Origin of the sequence: Desulfoscipio gibsoniae DSM 7213, assembly GCF_000233715.2 — a bacterium.
In the GTDB taxonomy this organism is placed as follows: domain Bacteria; phylum Bacillota; class Desulfotomaculia; order Desulfotomaculales; family Desulfallaceae; genus Sporotomaculum; species Sporotomaculum gibsoniae.
The window spans coordinates 132,593-150,433 of the sequence record NC_021184.1 but is presented as its reverse complement, the minus strand read 5'-3'; the positions used below and the strand labels follow the sequence as shown (position 1 = coordinate 150,433).

Annotated in this window: 19 protein-coding genes and 1 riboswitch; all 19 genes read right to left on the bottom strand. The window is 47.1% G+C overall.

The window, feature by feature from the left end:
* Positions 1–2: 2 nt before the first annotated feature.
* Positions 3–506 carry a G/U mismatch-specific DNA glycosylase gene (gene mug / locus DESGI_RS00850; RefSeq protein WP_006523252.1) on the bottom strand — a complete coding sequence of 168 codons (504 nt, stop codon included), beginning with the start codon at positions 504–506 and terminating at the stop codon, positions 3–5.
* 152 nt (positions 507–658) lie between these two features.
* On the bottom strand, positions 659–931 hold the full coding sequence (locus DESGI_RS00845; RefSeq protein WP_006523250.1) for a (deoxy)nucleoside triphosphate pyrophosphohydrolase: 273 nt from the start codon (positions 929–931) through the stop codon (positions 659–661).
* A 187-nt stretch (positions 932–1,118) separates the two neighbouring features.
* Positions 1,119–1,511 (bottom strand): HIT family protein, encoded by a 393-nt coding sequence (locus tag DESGI_RS00840; RefSeq protein WP_006523249.1) that lies wholly within the window; start codon positions 1,509–1,511, stop codon positions 1,119–1,121.
* Positions 1,512–1,755: 244 nt separating this feature from the next.
* Positions 1,756–2,046 (bottom strand): type II toxin-antitoxin system RelE/ParE family toxin, encoded by a 291-nt coding sequence (locus tag DESGI_RS00835; protein ID WP_006523248.1) that lies wholly within the window; start codon positions 2,044–2,046, stop codon positions 1,756–1,758.
* Entirely contained in the window at positions 2,047–2,391 is a 345-nt protein-coding gene (locus tag DESGI_RS00830; protein ID WP_245561137.1) for an AbrB/MazE/SpoVT family DNA-binding domain-containing protein, read from the bottom strand.
* Between the two features lie 366 nt (positions 2,392–2,757).
* Positions 2,758–2,994, bottom strand: coding sequence for a hypothetical protein (locus tag DESGI_RS00825; protein ID WP_006523246.1), 237 nt, complete (start codon positions 2,992–2,994; stop codon positions 2,758–2,760).
* Positions 2,995–3,228: 234 nt separating this feature from the next.
* Positions 3,229–3,852 (bottom strand): MtnX-like HAD-IB family phosphatase, encoded by a 624-nt coding sequence (locus tag DESGI_RS00820; RefSeq protein ID WP_006523245.1) that lies wholly within the window; start codon positions 3,850–3,852, stop codon positions 3,229–3,231.
* 62 nt (positions 3,853–3,914) lie between these two features.
* Positions 3,915–4,703 (bottom strand): bifunctional hydroxymethylpyrimidine kinase/phosphomethylpyrimidine kinase, encoded by a 789-nt coding sequence (gene thiD, locus DESGI_RS00815; protein ID WP_006523244.1) that lies wholly within the window; start codon positions 4,701–4,703, stop codon positions 3,915–3,917.
* Between the two features lie 83 nt (positions 4,704–4,786).
* A riboswitch (TPP riboswitch) is annotated at positions 4,787–4,885 on the bottom strand.
* A 122-nt stretch (positions 4,886–5,007) separates the two neighbouring features.
* The gene (folK, locus tag DESGI_RS00810) at positions 5,008–5,484 is read right to left on the bottom strand and encodes a 2-amino-4-hydroxy-6-hydroxymethyldihydropteridine diphosphokinase (protein WP_041284711.1); all 477 of its coding nucleotides are present in this window, start codon (positions 5,482–5,484) and stop codon (positions 5,008–5,010) included.
* A gap of 41 nt (positions 5,485–5,525) precedes the next feature.
* Positions 5,526–5,888, bottom strand: coding sequence for a dihydroneopterin aldolase (folB, locus tag DESGI_RS00805; protein WP_041285080.1), 363 nt, complete (start codon positions 5,886–5,888; stop codon positions 5,526–5,528).
* Between the two features lie 138 nt (positions 5,889–6,026).
* Positions 6,027–7,211 (bottom strand): dihydropteroate synthase, encoded by a 1,185-nt coding sequence (gene folP / locus DESGI_RS00800; protein ID WP_006523241.1) that lies wholly within the window; start codon positions 7,209–7,211, stop codon positions 6,027–6,029.
* 102 nt (positions 7,212–7,313) lie between these two features.
* Complete coding sequence (locus DESGI_RS00795; RefSeq protein WP_052543913.1) at positions 7,314–7,940, bottom strand: HD domain-containing protein; 627 nt, start codon at positions 7,938–7,940, stop codon at positions 7,314–7,316.
* Positions 7,941–8,012: 72 nt separating this feature from the next.
* The gene (locus DESGI_RS00790) at positions 8,013–8,489 is read right to left on the bottom strand and encodes a DUF134 domain-containing protein (RefSeq protein WP_006523239.1); all 477 of its coding nucleotides are present in this window, start codon (positions 8,487–8,489) and stop codon (positions 8,013–8,015) included.
* A 277-nt stretch (positions 8,490–8,766) separates the two neighbouring features.
* Positions 8,767–10,527 carry a formate--tetrahydrofolate ligase gene (locus DESGI_RS00785; protein ID WP_006523238.1) on the bottom strand — a complete coding sequence of 587 codons (1,761 nt, stop codon included), beginning with the start codon at positions 10,525–10,527 and terminating at the stop codon, positions 8,767–8,769.
* 200 nt (positions 10,528–10,727) lie between these two features.
* Positions 10,728–11,126 carry a thioesterase family protein gene (locus DESGI_RS00780; RefSeq protein ID WP_006523237.1) on the bottom strand — a complete coding sequence of 133 codons (399 nt, stop codon included), beginning with the start codon at positions 11,124–11,126 and terminating at the stop codon, positions 10,728–10,730.
* A 139-nt stretch (positions 11,127–11,265) separates the two neighbouring features.
* Positions 11,266–11,715 carry a nucleoside-diphosphate kinase gene (gene ndk / locus DESGI_RS00775; protein ID WP_006523236.1) on the bottom strand — a complete coding sequence of 150 codons (450 nt, stop codon included), beginning with the start codon at positions 11,713–11,715 and terminating at the stop codon, positions 11,266–11,268.
* A 14-nt stretch (positions 11,716–11,729) separates the two neighbouring features.
* Positions 11,730–13,556 (bottom strand): ATP-dependent zinc metalloprotease FtsH, encoded by a 1,827-nt coding sequence (ftsH, locus tag DESGI_RS00770; RefSeq protein ID WP_006523235.1) that lies wholly within the window; start codon positions 13,554–13,556, stop codon positions 11,730–11,732.
* 122 nt (positions 13,557–13,678) lie between these two features.
* Positions 13,679–15,082, bottom strand: a complete 1,404-nt coding sequence (gene tilS / locus DESGI_RS00765) for a tRNA lysidine(34) synthetase TilS (RefSeq protein WP_041284710.1) — start codon at positions 15,080–15,082, stop codon at positions 13,679–13,681.
* Between the two features lie 234 nt (positions 15,083–15,316).
* Positions 15,317–17,770: a stage II sporulation protein E gene (gene spoIIE / locus DESGI_RS00760; RefSeq protein ID WP_052543912.1), complete on the bottom strand. Its 2,454-nt coding sequence runs from the start codon at positions 17,768–17,770 to the stop codon at positions 15,317–15,319.
* Between the last annotated feature and the right edge of the window lie 71 nt (positions 17,771–17,841).

Below are 17,841 nucleotides of genomic sequence, written 5' to 3'. Positions count from 1 at the left end.
TTTTATGTGAATTCTTTTAAACCACTGTAAATTACTACAACCTCGTCCAGTTTCATGCGTACTAAACCGCTTGACGAGGGGGCCACAAAGTCGGTTACCCCGGATACTATAGGTTTTTCCTGTTTACCCCAGGAAACATTCCGCCGACCACTGTATTTTTCATAGACTCCCTTTCCAACAAAGCATACTACACGCGGCCTGTAATACGATATCTTCCGGTATAATTCCACCCCGCCATTCTTATATTCATGATTCGTAATATCCGCGGCCGCCCGGGTGGGGCGGGACACTATATTAGTCATACCGTACCCCAACTTCAGAAAACCAATGTCCTCCTCCGGCCTGTATTTGCGGGGTGTTAGCCCGGCCCTGTACAAAATATTCCAGAACCGGTTGCTCGGATTAGCAAAGTGGTGCCCGGTTTCCGAGGAGCGGATGCTGGGGTTATAGCCCACAAAGATTATTTTAAGGTTTTTTTTCAGGACATCTGGAACCGGCTTTAGCATTTTATTATTCCTTGTTTGATTCTTATAATATACTTTCTGCTACCTCATACCATGCTCATAATATTCCCGGACAGGAATATCAGCCAGAGCAAAATTAAATTCCTTTAATTTGTCCCTTTTTGCCCACTCTACCGCCGCATGGAAATTCAATTTTAATTCGCCTCGATAGTTTCTACAAGATAGCATATTAATTCAATCTCGCCGGTTTCGTACTTATAGCAGCTGTTCATAAAATGCTTCGTTATTTTAATATCAAGGTTTAACTCCTCTTTAATCTCCCGCAAAAAGCACTGCTCCGGAGTTTCCCCTTGCTCAATTTTCCCGCCCGGGAACTCCCACCTTAAGTCCAGTTTATCCCCCTGGGGCCTTTGGGCGATAAGAACCCTGCCGTTTTTTTCAATGATAGCTGCGGTTACTTTTTTCATGGCTTACCCCACGATCATTTTAAGTTTTTCTTAGCGTTTTAATTTATAATTCCCCAGGTGCCATTACTTTCATTTGCCAAACCCGCTGCATAAGCATACTAACCGGCTTGATACCTGCCCGGTCCCCTGAAGACTTCCCTGAAGTGCCAGTTTACATAAGCATCTTTAGGTTCGTAGCAAACTTTAATCATGGCAATTCCCCTTCCTCAAGATACGGCACAATGCTTTTTTTAATTCTTCTAATGCCGCCCCTCGGGTCCTCAACGTCACCGTCATAGCGCGGTATAATATGGTAATGCAGGTGAAAAATTGTCTGGCCGGCAGCCCGACCGACATTGGCTCCTATATTAAAGCCATCAGGGTTAAATTTAATTTGCAATATATCCTTAACTTCAAAAATTAGCTTATTTATATCCATAATTTCCTGCCAGTTAGCATCAAAGAATGTCTCTACGTGACGTTTGGGCACAACAAGTACGTGTCCCTTATTAACCGGGTATTTGTCAAAGAAGGCCAGCGCCAGCTTATTTTCTGCAATTATTTCGGTTTCCGGTTTTCTACAAAAAATACAGCCATGCAATTAGGCAACCTCCTTTCAAAAGCAAAACCCCCAGGAAACCCAGAGGCTTGGTTGGAAATTAACACGAACCTTAATTTAGACAATATTTATCAACCCATTGAAATAATATAAAGAGGTTGGATGATTATCCAACCTCTTGCACTTTAAATCTTGCCTACCATCCCTAAAATTGAACATTAGGAAATAAATCTTTGCGTATTTTAGCACGAATTTACTTAAAAATCAATGAGTATTTAAGTAGCAGCTACTTCATATATCGCTTCAGTTCATTATAAAAATTTTCTCTTGTCCCAGCCAGAATCACAACTGCCATTTGCCCATCTTCTTCATAAATTTTATATGCAAGCTCATAATTGGTTTGGCTATAATAAACATTATAACAATATACTCCAGCCAGATCACCTGTTTTCAATTCCCCAATGTACGGGTCACTGCTTATTTCTTCAAGAGCGCTTTGAAATGCTTTCCTCAGGCCTTTTTCTTTAACCTTCTTCAAGTATTTCCCGGCGGCTCCCGTGAAACGGATTTCATACACTTATTTGTCCTCCGCTTCAAAAATATCAGCCATTTTTATACCTTTTTTTTCACCCTTTGCAATGCTATCTGCCTCACTGATTAGTTTATCCATGGCGGGAGCAATTTTTTTATTCATTTCCTTAAACTTGGTAAGAAGTTCCTGGCCCGTCAGCCCTTGTGCAATCAAATCAGCAAGAATTTGCTCTGAAAACTCACTTCCTGTGTTTTCTCTAATAGGACGTATAACAATAGCATTGTTTTGCAAAATGCATTCAGCTTCATTACTAAAGCCTAACGCTTCAAAATATTTTAGCGGTATTGTCACCTGTCTTTTACCGGAAATACTAATAATCTTACGCTCCACTGAAATTCTCCTAACTGCGTTAATCGTCATTTTTTTCATATCTCCTTACAGTATATGTTCAAATCTGTGTCACTATACATATTTCTTTGATTTTATTATAACTAGGAAAATGAGTAAATTCAATCTTCACTCTCACTATATAGACTGTCACTGCATCCATAAAAAATGTTGTCTAAGAAGCATGATGGAAGTGCAGTGGGAAATGATCAATAAGATTCAGGCAGGCAATAAAAACAGTCCAAGAGCCTTTTAGCTACCGGACTGTTTTTACTATAAGTCTTTTATATCGCATATTTTACGCCTTATTACTAAAATTACCTACCCCATAAAGTAACAGCGATATATATATTTAAATCTAACAAAATATTAATGGACAACTGGAGCTTCATAATCAATTTCACTAATATCAATAAGGTTTTTCTCCTTACGATCCATTTCCGACAAACGAACATCCAACCGCTTGCGTTTCTTGGGAGCCGGTTGGCCCGGCGCTATTTCACCCGGCCGTCCGTATTTCCTTTGCAGTTCCTCCAGTTCACGCGGTGAAAGGTAATAGCTGGCGGCATTAAATTGTTTTTGTTTTTTAGTTTTAGCGTAATCCATTTTTGTGTCACCTCAGCTAAATTTAATATTTTTAACCTACCAAAACTGATTCGACGTATTGCACAGCCTGCAACGAGTGAACCCACCTTTTTAGTTTAAATAATTTTAAAAGATGTAAACGTGTTAAATTACAGACAGCATGGAATGAAAAGTATAGATAGAGTTTTTTTGTTATTAATTAACCCGCTCATATTAAGGGTTAAGCTGAAATGCATGTTTAATGTACCTGTTTGGCTAACTCAATTTTTCCAATACTTCGATGAAGCCGGCTATGGGAATGGCGGAAATCCCCTCGGCCCGGCAATATTCAAACAGCTTTCCCTTGGCAAATACCAGGTTACTGTGACCGGCAGGGCAAATATCTGATATCCCATCCCCCACATAAACCACCTGGCTGCCCGGTTGCGTCAAACGCTTCATAAGAGAAAGTTTACAAGTCCCACATAAACCACAGTCCTGGTTATAGTAGCTACAACGAATACGAAACCCTTGTTCAAACACCAATTGATTTGCAAAATAAGGTATTTTATAACCATGCTTTTTCAGTATATATTCAATGCAAAAGTCATAGCCATCGCTTAATATATAAACCGGGTAGCATTCTTTTTTGCAAAATTTAACGAAAGTCCCAAAGCCCTCGTCAATCTCAATAGTATCAAGTAAACTGCGCAGGTCATCCAAAGTGGCGCGAAAGAGCTGAAAGGTTCTGTTGGCACATTCCTCGGTTGAAATTTTCCTTTTCTCCCATAATTCATTAATTTGCTGCCAGCCCTCGCCGGCAAAAGCCTCTACCATAGCCTGACAGGTATCCTTTTGGGTAATGGTTCCGTCAAAATCAATATAGAACACTTTTTTCATCGGCGGCACCCTTTCCTAACTTTTTCTCTCCAGGCGTCCCCATACTGATGATGTCTTCTTCATTATGCTTTATAAAATTGATAAAAGTGGTGAATTGGCCCCACACCTTGCCCCAGGGGGAATGCATGGGCAATGGCACCGTTGATATATTCCTTGGCCCCTGCTACAGCCTCCTCAACCGGGCAGCCTTTGGCCAAGAAAGCAGCGATAGCTGAGGAAAAGGTACAACCTGTGCCATGGGTGTGAGGAGTGGACACTCGATCACTGAAAAAATGACGGAAAGACTTGCCGTTATACAGGACATCAACAGCATCACCCTCCAGATGCCCTCCTTTAACAACCACATTTTTTGAGCCCAACAGGCTAATTGTCATAGCTGCCTTTTCCATTGCGGGCAGGGTTGATATTTTTTCCCCGGTGATAACCTCGGCCTCCCAAAGATTGGGGGTGACTACCTCTGCTAAAGGAAAAAGCTCCCTTATTAACGCCTCACGTGCTTGAGGCTGCAAAAGGGTATAGCCGCTTGTGGAAACCATTACCGGATCCACAACGATGTTTTTGATCCGGTGTTTGAGCAGAATCTCAGCAATGGAATCAATAATAGTTGTATTAAAAACCATACCGATTTTGACGGCATCTACCTGGATATCCTCAAAGATAGCACTTATTTGTTCCCTAATGATTTCCGGGTCCAGTTCCCGGACACTGGATACGCCCCGGGTATTCTGGGCTGTGACAGCTGTTATAACACTCATACCATAGGTGCCCAGGGCACTAAAAGTTTTTAAATCAGCCTGTATTCCCGCTCCTCCACTGGAATCGGAACCCGCTATGGTTAACACTTTAATCAAATTTTTCCCTCCCCCATAAGTCCTGAGCGACCTTATTGATCAGCATCCGCTAAAAAAATAAACACCCCCGCTCGGAGTGCCACAAATAACTCAGTGCATTTCCCTTCGCTGGTATTACCCAGAGCAGGTTCAATGGGTTGGCACTCGCCTCTCAGCCTTTTTCGGCACCCCAAATGACTTCCTGTATTTTATTTTGGCTGAACTTTACTGCTACCTAATTATACTACCGGGCTATTGCAAAAAAAAGTACTGCTTAGGTAGCTTGGAAAGCAATCATCATATATAACTGATAATTATTTTAAATTTATTTATCAATATGAATTTCCTGTTCTTCCGCCAGTCGCCTGGCCAAGATGTGCGCCTTTTCACCGCCCACAACCAGCTCCGGGTTTAAATCAGCCAGAGGCACCATGACAAAGGCACGCTGGCCCATGCGGGGATGCGGCACTTGCAGATCGGGCTCGTCGATGGTTTGCTCTCCATACAGCAAAATATCCAGATCCACGGTGCGTGGCCCCCAGCGGATCACCCGCACCCGGCCAAGTTCATTCTCGATTTGCTGTAAACCGTCCAGCAATTGCCGGGGAGTTAAGGTGGTGCTGACTTCGGCCACGGTATTAATAAAGTAATCTTGCTCTACATAGCCCACCGGGGCAGTGCGATATAGGGGGGCCACAGCACCCACCGCCACGCCCGGCAGTTCATCCAGCCGCTTTAACGCCTCGGCAATAATAGCTCGGCTGTCACCTATATTGGAGCCCAAACCAATATAGCAACGCATCGTCCGACCTGTCCCCAATGTTTCTGTACCGTGCGACAGACTCACTGTCCAATCACCGCCTTTGCTCGGGAACGAACTATTTCCACGGCCATATAACTAAATTGCCCCGGCACAGGGGCGGCAGGTTTTTTAACCCGCACCAGCACCTGCTGTACAGCAAATTGCTGCAATACTTCGCCGGCAATTTGCTCGGCCACCGCCTCAATTAGTTTGCTGGGCTCACCCGTTACTACCCGGCGAACTACTTCGTACACATCGGCATAACTCACTGTTTTGTCGGGGTCGTCCTTTTCCCCCGCTGCGCGCAAATCCAATTGCAGTTCCACATCCACTACGAACTGCTGCCCCAGCTCTCTTTCCTGGGGCAATACACCATGGTAACCGAAAAAGCTCATACTGCTCATTATTATTTTATCCAGGTTAAACACCGCCTTCCAATGCACAGCAACTCGTGACGAGAAAGCAATTCAAAGCATAATGTTTTTTTCCGCTATTTAATTCGACCTGGCAGCCTTCCAGCAACAGCCAAATGCCAGTCCATCCTAGTACCGCACCACTGCATCGGTCATCCGGACCACCCTAACCATTTCCTTGACGTCATGCACCCGGACGATATCCGCTCCATTGGCTATACCCAGAGCCACAGTGGCACCGGTGCCCTCTACCCGCTGGTCAAAGGGTAGATCCAGGACTTTACCGATCATTGACTTTCGGGAAGTGCCCAGCAGTACGGGCAGCCCTAAACAATCCAACTCCCGCAGACAGCGTAGTATCTCGAGGTTTTGCTCCGCTGTCTTACCTAAACCAATACCGGGGTCAACGATTATATTTTCCCTGACTATCCCGGCCTGCTCCGCCATAGCTATACTTTCCCGGAGAAATTGCACCATATCGCCCATTAAGTCGCGGTAGACAGTATCGTTCTGGTTGTGCATCATCACCAGGGGCACCTGATATTCCGCCACCACCGAGGCCATGTCTCGATCCGCCCGCAGTGCCCACTGGTCGTTAATTATATGGGCCCCCACCTCCAGGGCACGCCGGGCCACCGCCGCTTTAGTGGTATCTATACTGATGGGCACACTGATTTCGCGCACCAGCACCTCCAGTACCGGTATCACCCGGTCCAGTTCCTCTTCCAAGCTAACCGGTGTATAACCGGGGCGGGTGGATTCTCCGCCCAAGTCTATAATATCCGCACCTTCATCTACCATACGATGAGCCCACGCTATAGCAGCATCAATATTATTATGCTTACCCCCATCGGAAAAAGAATCGGGCGTAACATTAAGGATGCCCATCACCAGCGTCCTTTCCCCCAGGGGCAGTTTCTTGTCCCTGTAGATGAGTTCCCGGGGCGGACGACCGCCCAGGTTGTTTAGCATTTCCGCCAGCTGGTCGGCCAGGCTGGCCAGCTTAAAAGGTTGTAAGCGTAATTTTTTGATAACCGCCCGGTACTGTTTTTCAGTACCCATCAACAGCACATCGGTTTTATCCACCGAAGAGTCCACCATCCCCCTGGTGACAGCGGCATCGCCACCCTTGCCCAGCATTTCCTGCTTGATTATGTTGGCCTGTCTGGGTGTCAGGTCATATATTTTAATCAGCCGGTGCAACGCCTTTGGTGCCATAATAGCACTACCGCCCGCGTCGGTACCGATTTTATTGAATTCTTTCATTATTTCATCCCGGTGCACAGCCACCAGGTTATGCATATTAAAGGACATCAGAATCCCTCCCGTAAATTTAACGTAATTACCTCAGCATCAACTTGCCTACGGCGAACCACACATTAGTCCTTGAATAACTGTCGACATTTCGACTGATCACTAATAAAGGAGCATAGCGGCGGTTTCCATGCGGTTGATTTTGTAGCAATCATCCCTGGCCGCGCATCGGCCGCAGGGGCGAGCTAAATCATCAGCCCGGCAGATATATTGACCCAGCAAACTGGCTTTGGAACCGCCGGTACGGTGCTCGCTAATGGCCTTGACGATTATCCTTTGTTCAGCACCATCAAATCCGGCCCGGTTAAGAACCTCACCGGCCATCCGGGCACCGGCAACGGCGTGATCCTCGCCGGTTTCGCATTCCACCCAGCGGGCCATGTCATGCAATAAGCCCGTGGCATAAATTACCTCCTTGGCTTGCATCAACATGCCTGGCTTACCGGTGGTTGCCGTAATATCCTTAATGCCGACACCAGCCAATATTTTAAACCAGGGCAGATCCTCCGGCACACCGGTGGTTATCTCATTACCTGTTGTAACGCACCCTTCCAGTACAAGCATATAGGTGATGCGGGCCACATCCAGCATATGCTGCAGGTCATGCCGGCAAAAGCGCCTGTTTTCCTCGCAAGCGGCATTGCGTTGGACACATTCCCTGTACCAGGGGTCATTTAAAATATGGTTCGCCCGGCGCAAAGGATTCACCATTCCTTTCTCTATATGCAATGATCACCCATTGCCCCCTTTTTAACCCATGCAAAAAAAAAAGGGGTTATCCCCTATATTCGCTTGCAGTTGTTAACTTTCCTGCCCGTTTCCCCGCCCCCGTTTCTTCGAGTGACACCCATAGGGATGGCCTTCTTTGCTTACCCTGGATACATTATCACTCTGACACTGGGGACAGGTAATTTCGGATCCACGGGGTCCCTCACCACAGGGCAATTCCCATAGGTGGCCACAGTCAAAGCATTTAAAGTGACGCACCACCATTTCAAAATGTCCGCCCTCTACACGAATAGCTTTACCTTCCACCAAAGCAACAGCTACCTTGCCACGGGCAGAGGATAATATACGGTGATAAGTGGGTCTGGAAACGCCCATTTTTTCAGCACAGCCCTCCTGCTCCAAACCAAGCAAGTCCTTTAGTCTGATAGCTTCCAATTCTTCTACCGTCAGCTGAATAACTTCAAGCTCACTAACGGGTATACCAGCGGGTTTAAAAAAAGTCATCTCGGGCATAAATTCAACCCGTCGACATTTAGGCGGTCTGGACATAAAAATGCACTCCATTCATGTATTTAAATAATAAAATTTTCACCTATTACAGTTAAACTATACTTCTTTAATAGTTCTATTACAAATAGTCTTTCTCCTGCCGCATATTATTAAAATACCGTATACATATCCTTTCTTATTATAATATGAAAAGACAACTCTGCGCTACACTGTACGTTGTTAATTTAAAATTCATATGTATCAAGCCCCATCCAATCAAGAAGCCCAGAAATAAAAAAGCCCCCGGTGGGGGACTTTTTTATTTCTGGAATTTCTATTAGAACAGACCCAGCACTTTGCCGGTTTCCGTATCCACATCAATTCTCCGGTAAGCCGGGTCGGAGCTGGTACCGGGCATCAGGCTGATAGAACCGGTCATCGGGCACAGGAACTTGGCACCGGCAAAGATAAGTACGTCGCGCACCGGCAGTGTCCAGCCCTTGGGCACACCCTTCAGTGCAGGGTCATGGGACAAGCTGAGGTGAGTTTTCACCATCATGGTAGCGAAATCTTTGTACTCCGGATTTTCTTCAAATGCCTTGGCTTTGGCTTCAGCTTCCGCTGTCCAACTTACGCCGTCAGCACCGTATACTTCCCGGGCAATGGCATCCACCCTCTGGCGCAGGGGCATTTCCAGCGGATAAAGGAACTTGAAGTTGACTTCATCTTTGCAAGCGTCGATAACGGCATCAGCCAGTTCCAGGGCACCGTCGCCACCTTTAAGCCAGTGCTCGGACATGGCGCAGCGAGCTCCGGCTGCCTCGGCAGCGCGACGTACCGCCGCGATTTCGTCCTTGGTATCAGTATGGAATGAGTTAATGCAAACCACCGGGTTGATACCGGCTTTGCGAATGGTATTGATATGGTGCACCAGGTTCTCGCAGCCCTTTTCAACCAGCCCAACGTTTTCCTTGACGTACTCTTCGGGCAGCGGGCGGCCGGCGACAACTTTGGGGCCGCCACCGTGCATCTTAAGCGCCCGGATAGTGGCGGTAAGCACGGAAACGTTGGGAACGTGCCCGCTGAAGCGGCACTTAACGTTCCAGAACTTTTCAAATCCGATATCAGCGGCGAATCCGCTCTCGGTGACATGGTAGTCAAACATCTTCAGACCAATCCGGTCGGCAATGATGGAGGACTGGCCGATGGCGATGTTGGCAAACGGGCCGGCATGTACCAGCACAGGCTGGTATTCAGCAGTGCTCATCAAAGTCGGGTTAATGGCATTGCGCATGAAAGCGGTCATGGCACCAGCCACTTCTAAATCGGAGGTGGTTACAGGTTTACCCTTCTTATCGTAACCAACGATAATTTTACCAATGCGCTCCCGCATGTCTTTTAGATCATGGGCCACAGCAAGAATAGCCATAATCTCGGAGCTCACAGCAATACCAAACTTGGATTTCATCATGAAGCCGTCCATCCGGCCGCCAATACCGATAATGATGTTCCGCATGGCCTGGGCACAGAAGTCAATGATCCAGCCCATTTCCACCCGGGTGGGGTCGACATCCAGGCGGCGCAGGTTCCGCTTGGCCAGTTCGGCATCATCATAGTTTCTCTCGTGCTGCATCCTGGCGGTGAGGGCTACCATGGCCAGGTTGTGAGCGTTCATAATATCATTCAGGTCACCGGTAAGACCGAGGGAGAATTCGGTCATGGGAATGGCCAGCGCGTTGCCGCCGCCGGCTGCGGTACCCTTGATATTCATAGTGGGGCCGCCGGAAGGCTGGCGAATAGCCGCACCTACGTTCATGCCCCGTTTACCCAGGCCTTCCACCAGGCCCATGGAAGTGGTGGTTTTACCTTCGCCCAGCGGAGTGGGGGTAATAGCGGTAACTTCGATGAATTTGCCGTCCGGCTTATCTTTCAGACGATCGATGATTTTCATGAAGTCCAGCTTGCAAATTCTGCCATAAGGAATAACTTCATCCTTTTGTAAGCCTAACTTCTCCTGCCATTCGTAAGGCAGGGGCATATTTTTCTCCGCCTGTTCGGCGATTTCAAAGTCCTTTAATTTAGTTGCATCGTATGCCAATTTTTACCTCTCCTCTCGATTAATCCTTTAATAAAACTTTAATGTCTTATAGCTGCTTGTCCCGCCTGTTTTAAACCCCCTTTACTAAGATTATTTTTTCAATACAAGTATTATGGCGTAACCACAATACTTTAGCAGTAATTGAATATAAAACAAAATGGTACTGCTTTTTAGATTGTTGAAAATTTAATAAAATTATTCTATTTTTTACTGCCTACTCGCTGTAGAAACTCATCTACTTTTACAATAAATCTCTGATGGGTGCCACGTCCAACCACCCGTGTGTCATCGCTGGCCTGGACTTCAAAAACCAGTCGCCGCCCATCTATCTTCAAAAGTCTGGACTGCGCCCGCACAACCCCCCCCACGGGAGTGGCGGCTACGTGTTCCACATCCACCTTGATACCCACCGTGGTATAACCTTCAGGCAGCAAAGGATCTACAGAGCTTAGTGCCGCCTTTTCCATCAACCCGATCATGGCGGGAGTGGCAAATACACTGATATCACCGCTGCCGTATGCAATGGCGGTATTTTGGTCATTAACCTCCACCTGCGCCGATCCGGTTAATCCAAGAGTAATTTGTTTAGTTAAGGACATAAGTATCACCCCAACTTTTAAAAGGAATTTATTCTACATTGTTGAGTATATTTCCTGCAAAAAAGAATTTTGCATATTTTTTTTCATTAAATTTTAATGTTTTAAAAGAACAAGAAGCGGCCTGGAAGACCGCTTCTTGTTATTCATAAATCCAGCTATCCAATTCTCTTTTATATTCAACAAGTTCACCTGGTGCAAAGAACAGCCCTAATTCCCTGGCCGCACTTTCGGTTGAATCTGAACCATGCACCACATTGCGTCCAATATCCATGCCAAAAGTACCGCGTATAGTTCCTTGGGCAGCCTTTAGCGGGTTGGTAGCCCCCATCATTTCCCGCGCCGTGCTCACGGCATCTTTACCTTCGAGGGCCATGGCCACTACAGGACCAGAAGTGATATATTCCACCAGGGGCTCAAAAAACGGCTTGCCCCGGTGTTCCCCGTAATGGCGCTCAGCCAGTTCACGGGATATCTGCATCATTTTCAGGCCTACAATCTTGAGCCCTTTTTTTTCAAAGCGGAATATAATTTCCCCTATTAAATTTCTCTGCACACCATCTGGTTTAACCATAACATAAGTCCGCTCCAAAACTATAAACCTCCCTAAGCTTTATTGGCCTCAATACCGGATTCCTTCATAATACTTGCAAATTCTTCGGCTTCCAAAGTTTCTTTTTCCATCAGTTCCCTGGCAATCTTATGCAGTATTTCAATATGCTTACTAAGCATATCCTTGGCTCGTATATAGTTTCTCTCAATTGTACCCCGCACTTCCCGGTCAATGGACGCGGCCACCTCTTCGCCATAGTTGCGATCCCGGGCAATATCCCGGCCTAAGAACACAGCTTCCTGTTTATTACCAAAGGTCATGGGACCCAATGCATCGCTCATGCCATATTCCATAACCATTTTGCGCACCAGCTCGGTGGAACGCTCCAAATCGTTCTGAGCGCCGGTACTGATTTCCCGTAATACCAAATCCTCGGCCACCCGGCCACCCAGCAACATGGTCACTTGATCCAACAGCTGTGACCTGGTCATGTAATACCGGTCTTCCTTGGGCAAAAGCAGCGTATACCCGCCGGCCCTCCCCCGGGGTATGATGGAAACCTTGTGCACCGGATCGGTATGGGGCAACAGGTAGCCAACCACCGCGTGACCAGCTTCGTGATAGGAGACCAATTTTTTCTCATTTTCACTGATAACCCGTGATTTTTTCTCCGGGCCGGCAATGACTCGCTCAATTGAATCTTCCAGCTCACTTTGACCGATATCCTTTTTATTGCGGCGGGCTGCCAACAGGGCAGCTTCATTTATCAAATTAGCCAGGTCAGCACCTGTAAAGCCGGGGGTACGACGGGCTATGATTTCAATATCTACACCGGGGGCCAGGGGCTTACCCCTGGCGTGCACCAGCAGTATTTCTTTCCTGCCGTTGATATCCGGTACGCCCACCACCACCTCGCGGTCAAAGCGCCCCGGCCTGAGCAGTGCCGGGTCTAATATATCAGGCCTGTTGGTAGCAGCAATGATTATAATACCCTCATTGGCATCAAAGCCGTCCATTTCCACCAATAGCTGGTTCAGGGTCTGTTCACGTTCATCATGTCCACCGCCCAGGCCTGCGCCACGCTGGCGGCCCACAGCATCAATTTCATCTATAAATACTATACAGGGTGCATTTTTCTTGGCCTGCTCAAATAAATCCCTAACTCTGGAAGCACCCACACCCACAAACATTTCTACAAAGTCTGAACCGCTGATACTAAAAAAGGGTGTTCCCGCCTCACCGGCCACAGCACGTGCCAGCAAAGTTTTACCGGTACCGGGCGGTCCGAACAACAATACTCCCTTGGGAATGCGAGCTCCCAGTTCATTAAACTTTTTGGGATTTTTTAGGAATTCCACAACCTCTTCCAACTCTTCCTTAACCTCATCAGCACCCGCCACATCTGCAAAGGTTACCTTTTTTTTATCATCGGTATGCAACTTAGCCCGGCTTTTACCGAAGGACATGACCCGGTTGCCTCCGCCCTGGGTCTGCTGCATAAGGAAGAAAAACAATAAAACAAAGATTAAAATAGGTAACAGTGTGGTTAACAAGCCGGTCCACCAGCTGGGTCTGGGCGGTTCTATTACATTGTATTGAACCCCCTTATCCTGCAGGATGGCTTCCACCTTTTCGGCACCCGGCACAGTACCTCTTACTTGAAACTGCTTACCGCCCACCTCTTTACCGGTGATCAGCGCGGTAAAATCATCCGGCTGGATAGTCACCTGTGTTATCTTACCTTCACCCAGGGCGGCATAAAATTCATCAAACCGCATTTCCTCAATGGCTGCATTATCCTGGGTATTCCATCTAATCAAAGCTATGGTAACCAATACAATCAGAAGGTATATGCTAAGGTTTTTGATCACCTTGTTCAAACAAGCCACTCCTCTCAGTGACAGTGGTATTCAGCCAATAAAGTTAATTTTAGCAAACAATAAATTTTTTATCAATATAATTATAACTAATCACTATTACTCATTAGCTTGTCACAAAACCATTATTCGTAATCGATAATATATAATCGCAAACAATTTACCGTATTATTGGTTACCTTCCATTTTTCACCCGGGCGCATGCCAACCACCCATACTATATCATTTCCGGATACCACCAGGGGAATGCAATCCCTCTGGTGACGGGGAATCTTGTGATCAATAAAAAATTTTTTCAGTTTCACGGTGCCATCCAAACCCAATGGGCCGAAACGATCACCGGATAACCGGCGGCGCACTATTAAGGGAGCAGCTAAACGGTCGTAATCCAAAATAACTTGCCCGGAGCCAAAAACGAAAGGCTCCATGGCCTCGCCAACAGGTAATATCTCAGCGCCTATAGACAAACCCACCTCGGGAATAAAAGTAATACCCGGCACCTTTAAAAAATACTGGTAAAAGGGAACCTCTTTAATTTCCCGGTCCAGGGTGAACTCCAGCACCTCATAATACTTTTTAAACGTAATTCCCCTTGGCAAATTAATTTGCCTATAACCACCTCCACCATTTATTATTGCCAAAACTTGTTCAATATGCCGGTAGTTTAAATCATCCTGATCACCGCAAATTTCGCTCCAGGCCAGGCGCACTACCCTGCGCAGCAATGCCTGTGGAACGGCCGACAATTTCCCCGCATCAAGGCATATGGTATTGCCGCCGGTTGAGAGCCTGGCACGAAAAAAAACCTCCCCGGCCTGATGCTCCAGGTAATCGTCTTCATCCCGGCATATTTCTGCCAGCCGGTTTAAAGACTCTACCAGATTAGGGTTATATCTTTTTTCTAAAATCGGCAGCAGCTCCAACCTAACCCGGTTACGCAAATACTTGGGCTTTGTGTTGCTGGAATCCTGCCTGGTAGCCAGGTCGTGCCGTTGACAGTAATCTTCAATATCACGGCGCCTGACAGCCAGTAATGGGCGAATATAAAAATCATCCCGCACGGGCAGCATGCCTTTAAGACCGCCCGCACCGGTACCCCTTAAAATATGCAGCAATATGGTTTCAGCTTGGTCGTCCGCATGATGCCCCAGTGCCACCTTGGACGCTCCCGTTTTCACGGCCACTTCGTCTAAAAAGTTATAACGAACTTCCCGGGCCGCCACCTGGGGAGAAATACCACGCCCCCGGCTGTATGCCGGTACATCCCGGGCTTCCACAAAAGCTGTCAATTGTAGGCGGCGGGCCGCATTTAAAACAAAATGGGCATCGGCCTCTGCCTCGCTACCACGAAACTGGTGATTTAAATGAGCCACCACCAGCTTAATTTCCAAGGTTTCCTGCAACCTGTACAGGATATGCAGCAGGGCCATGGAATCCGGTCCCCCTGATACGCCTACCACCACAGTTTCACCCGCGGAAACCATTTTATATTTACGGATATGTTCAGCAATCGGCTTAATTAAAGGCATTATTTCACCCACATTATTCCTATTTTTTTAAACTTCCACACAGATAAAATAATTTCCTTCTTATATTATTTTTTTCTCAAACAATATCTACTTTAACAAGTATGATAAGGTTCTTTTACTATTGCATATGCAATAGTAAAAGCGTGCCGGGTCGTACCCTCCATTGCACGCTGACAGAGGTAGTAAGTCACAGTGATCCGTGCGATCTAAATTAGCTCACACACCCTGCTGTTTTTAATTATCAATACACGAATTTTTTAACCGAGCCACCAACACGGTCATATCATCCGCCACCTGCCGTCCCTCGCCGGCACCGCTTATAGCCAGGCGCAGAATCAGCTCGGCCACTTCTTGGGGCGGCAAATCAACGATTTCCCTGAGTACGGAGGTTATCCACTCTTCATTTTCCGCGTTCCCTGGATAAGCGTCTGTAACTCCGTCTGTCACCATAACCAGCATATTACCATTATCCATTTCACTGTGTTGAGAAAAAATATTTATATCATCTACAATACCCACCGGCAATGAGCTGGCCTGGATAACCTGGACATGGTTCTGGCGCACTAAAAAGCTGGGTGGCGCACCGATTTTTACCATTTCCAACTTTCCGCCATACAGGTCTGCTACACACATATCCACTGTAGCGAAGTTATCCTCATCGGGACAGTGACGCATCATAACCGAGTTGACCATACGAATAGCCAGGTCCCTGCTATAACCCACTTTTAACAACTTTTGCAATAACGATAACGTTGTTTCACTTTCCGATCTCGCCGTCACTCCGGAGCCCATGCCATCGCTAATTAAAATAGACAGCCTCCCATCGCTAAGATGCATTACTGTACAGCTATCGCCTGATATATCATTCCCTTTACCGGGACACCGAGCAAGGCCAAGCCCCAATTGATAGTTTAAATCCGGATACAACCTGAAAGTGCAGAAGTCCTTGTCTTCCCAAATAACACAATCCGTATGGGAGGTAACCAGATTTTCCCCTGTCAATTGACTTAACAAAGGGGCCACATCATAAATACATTTTCTTTTACCGGTGCAAGCCGGCATAGCCACCTCCACCTCGTACCCCCGCACAGAAGGATACAACACCAGGGATGCAACTGGTATACCAGACTGTTTTAAACTTTGTTTAAAATATTCCGCACGTCGCCACCACGTGTCGCTTCCCGCCTCCAACTCCCGGGCTAAATTTTCAATTACCCCGCGCATACCGCGCAGTTGCACAGATACCAGTTCCCGGCTCTCCCACAGTCTCTGCCCCAAGAATTGCTGCATGCGCCACAATTGATAGCAGCAGTTAATACCCATGATCAATTCCCGGGGTCTTGCACAACGCTGACTCAGTGACTTATCCAAATCCTCCACTGTTACCCGCCCATTGCCTTGGGCAACAGCAAAACAACTTTCAACATGCTTAAGGGTACGCTGAAATTCCCTTTCCCAGCATACTTTAATCAATACACAATCATTACAGACCATGTTTTTAATTTCCTTAATCGAGGACTGCCATCCAGTGTCTTTCCCCTGGGGATCCAGTGCACCGCTCACCTGATCATAGGTGCGGGAAACTTCTTCAAATACCGTCTGCCATCGCTTTAACCGTCCTTTAATGCTGTTCTGTTCACCTTCTGCCAACTGGGCTGTGGCCAGCCAGGGGCCAGCCACCGGCATATTTTTTTGTATAGCTGTAAACACTGTTTTAGGCAATATTAAAAAGACCAGCCCGGCCAGCGCTGTTTCCACCATTAAACCGGCTATATCTCGACCACTACCCAAATAAACGGTAAGTAGTGTGCCTCCCAATAAAAAACCGGATACAACCCCTATCCGCTTCATACCCCGGCACAAACCACCTAAAAAACCCGCAAATGCAAATGCCCCCAGTGCCGCCGGCGAAACAGTAAATACAAGACCTGGCACCACCCCTATAACGGCACCGGCAGCGGCCCCCAGGCCGGCACCACCGATATATCCTGCTACAAGTACAATAAAAGCAGCCAATATACCACCCGGGGTAAGCATGCCCCACCGCACCTGCCCGGCGGCTGCCACTATACTGAGCAATAAAACAATAAAACAAAAGACCTGCTCCCCGTTAACCTGTTGACCCGTGGCGTACCGCCGCAATCCCCCAAAGGCCGCTCCATAAGCAACTGCCAGCAAGGCACCAAATATAGCTTCAAAAAGCACCCTGACATAATCGTATGTATTAGGCCCTGTAACCGCCACATATCCCGTACCTGTGACCACCAGCACAGCCAAAACCGCCCCGCCCAGCCAGATGCGAAGCAGCGCGGAGTGCAACGGCACGGCTAAGGCAGCGACACCCACCGCCACCAGCGCAACCATACGAGCAGCCAGTTCCCAACCCGAAACCACAGTGCATAACCCCAGCGCTGCTCCGATAAGCGCCGCCAGAGCAGATTCACGATGATAAACAAAACCGGCCGCCACCAACGCTACACCAAAGGGCAACAGTTCACCCAATAAAAAAGCCCGGCCCAGTAAAAAACCAGCCGCGAGCAAGGCAACCAGCCCCACCCCATCCCTTAACCGTAACCCGGTAAAAAAATGCAGCCGGCGGCTCTTGCAGCACCCGGCGGTATAATCATCATATTTGTATTGCCCCTCTTTACTTCGCTGACGCGAGTATATTTCGGCCTTTTCAAACAACAAATCCACCCCTTTGCGCCATAATGTTAAATCCATTATATTACAAATAAGTGGATACAAAAGTAACATTT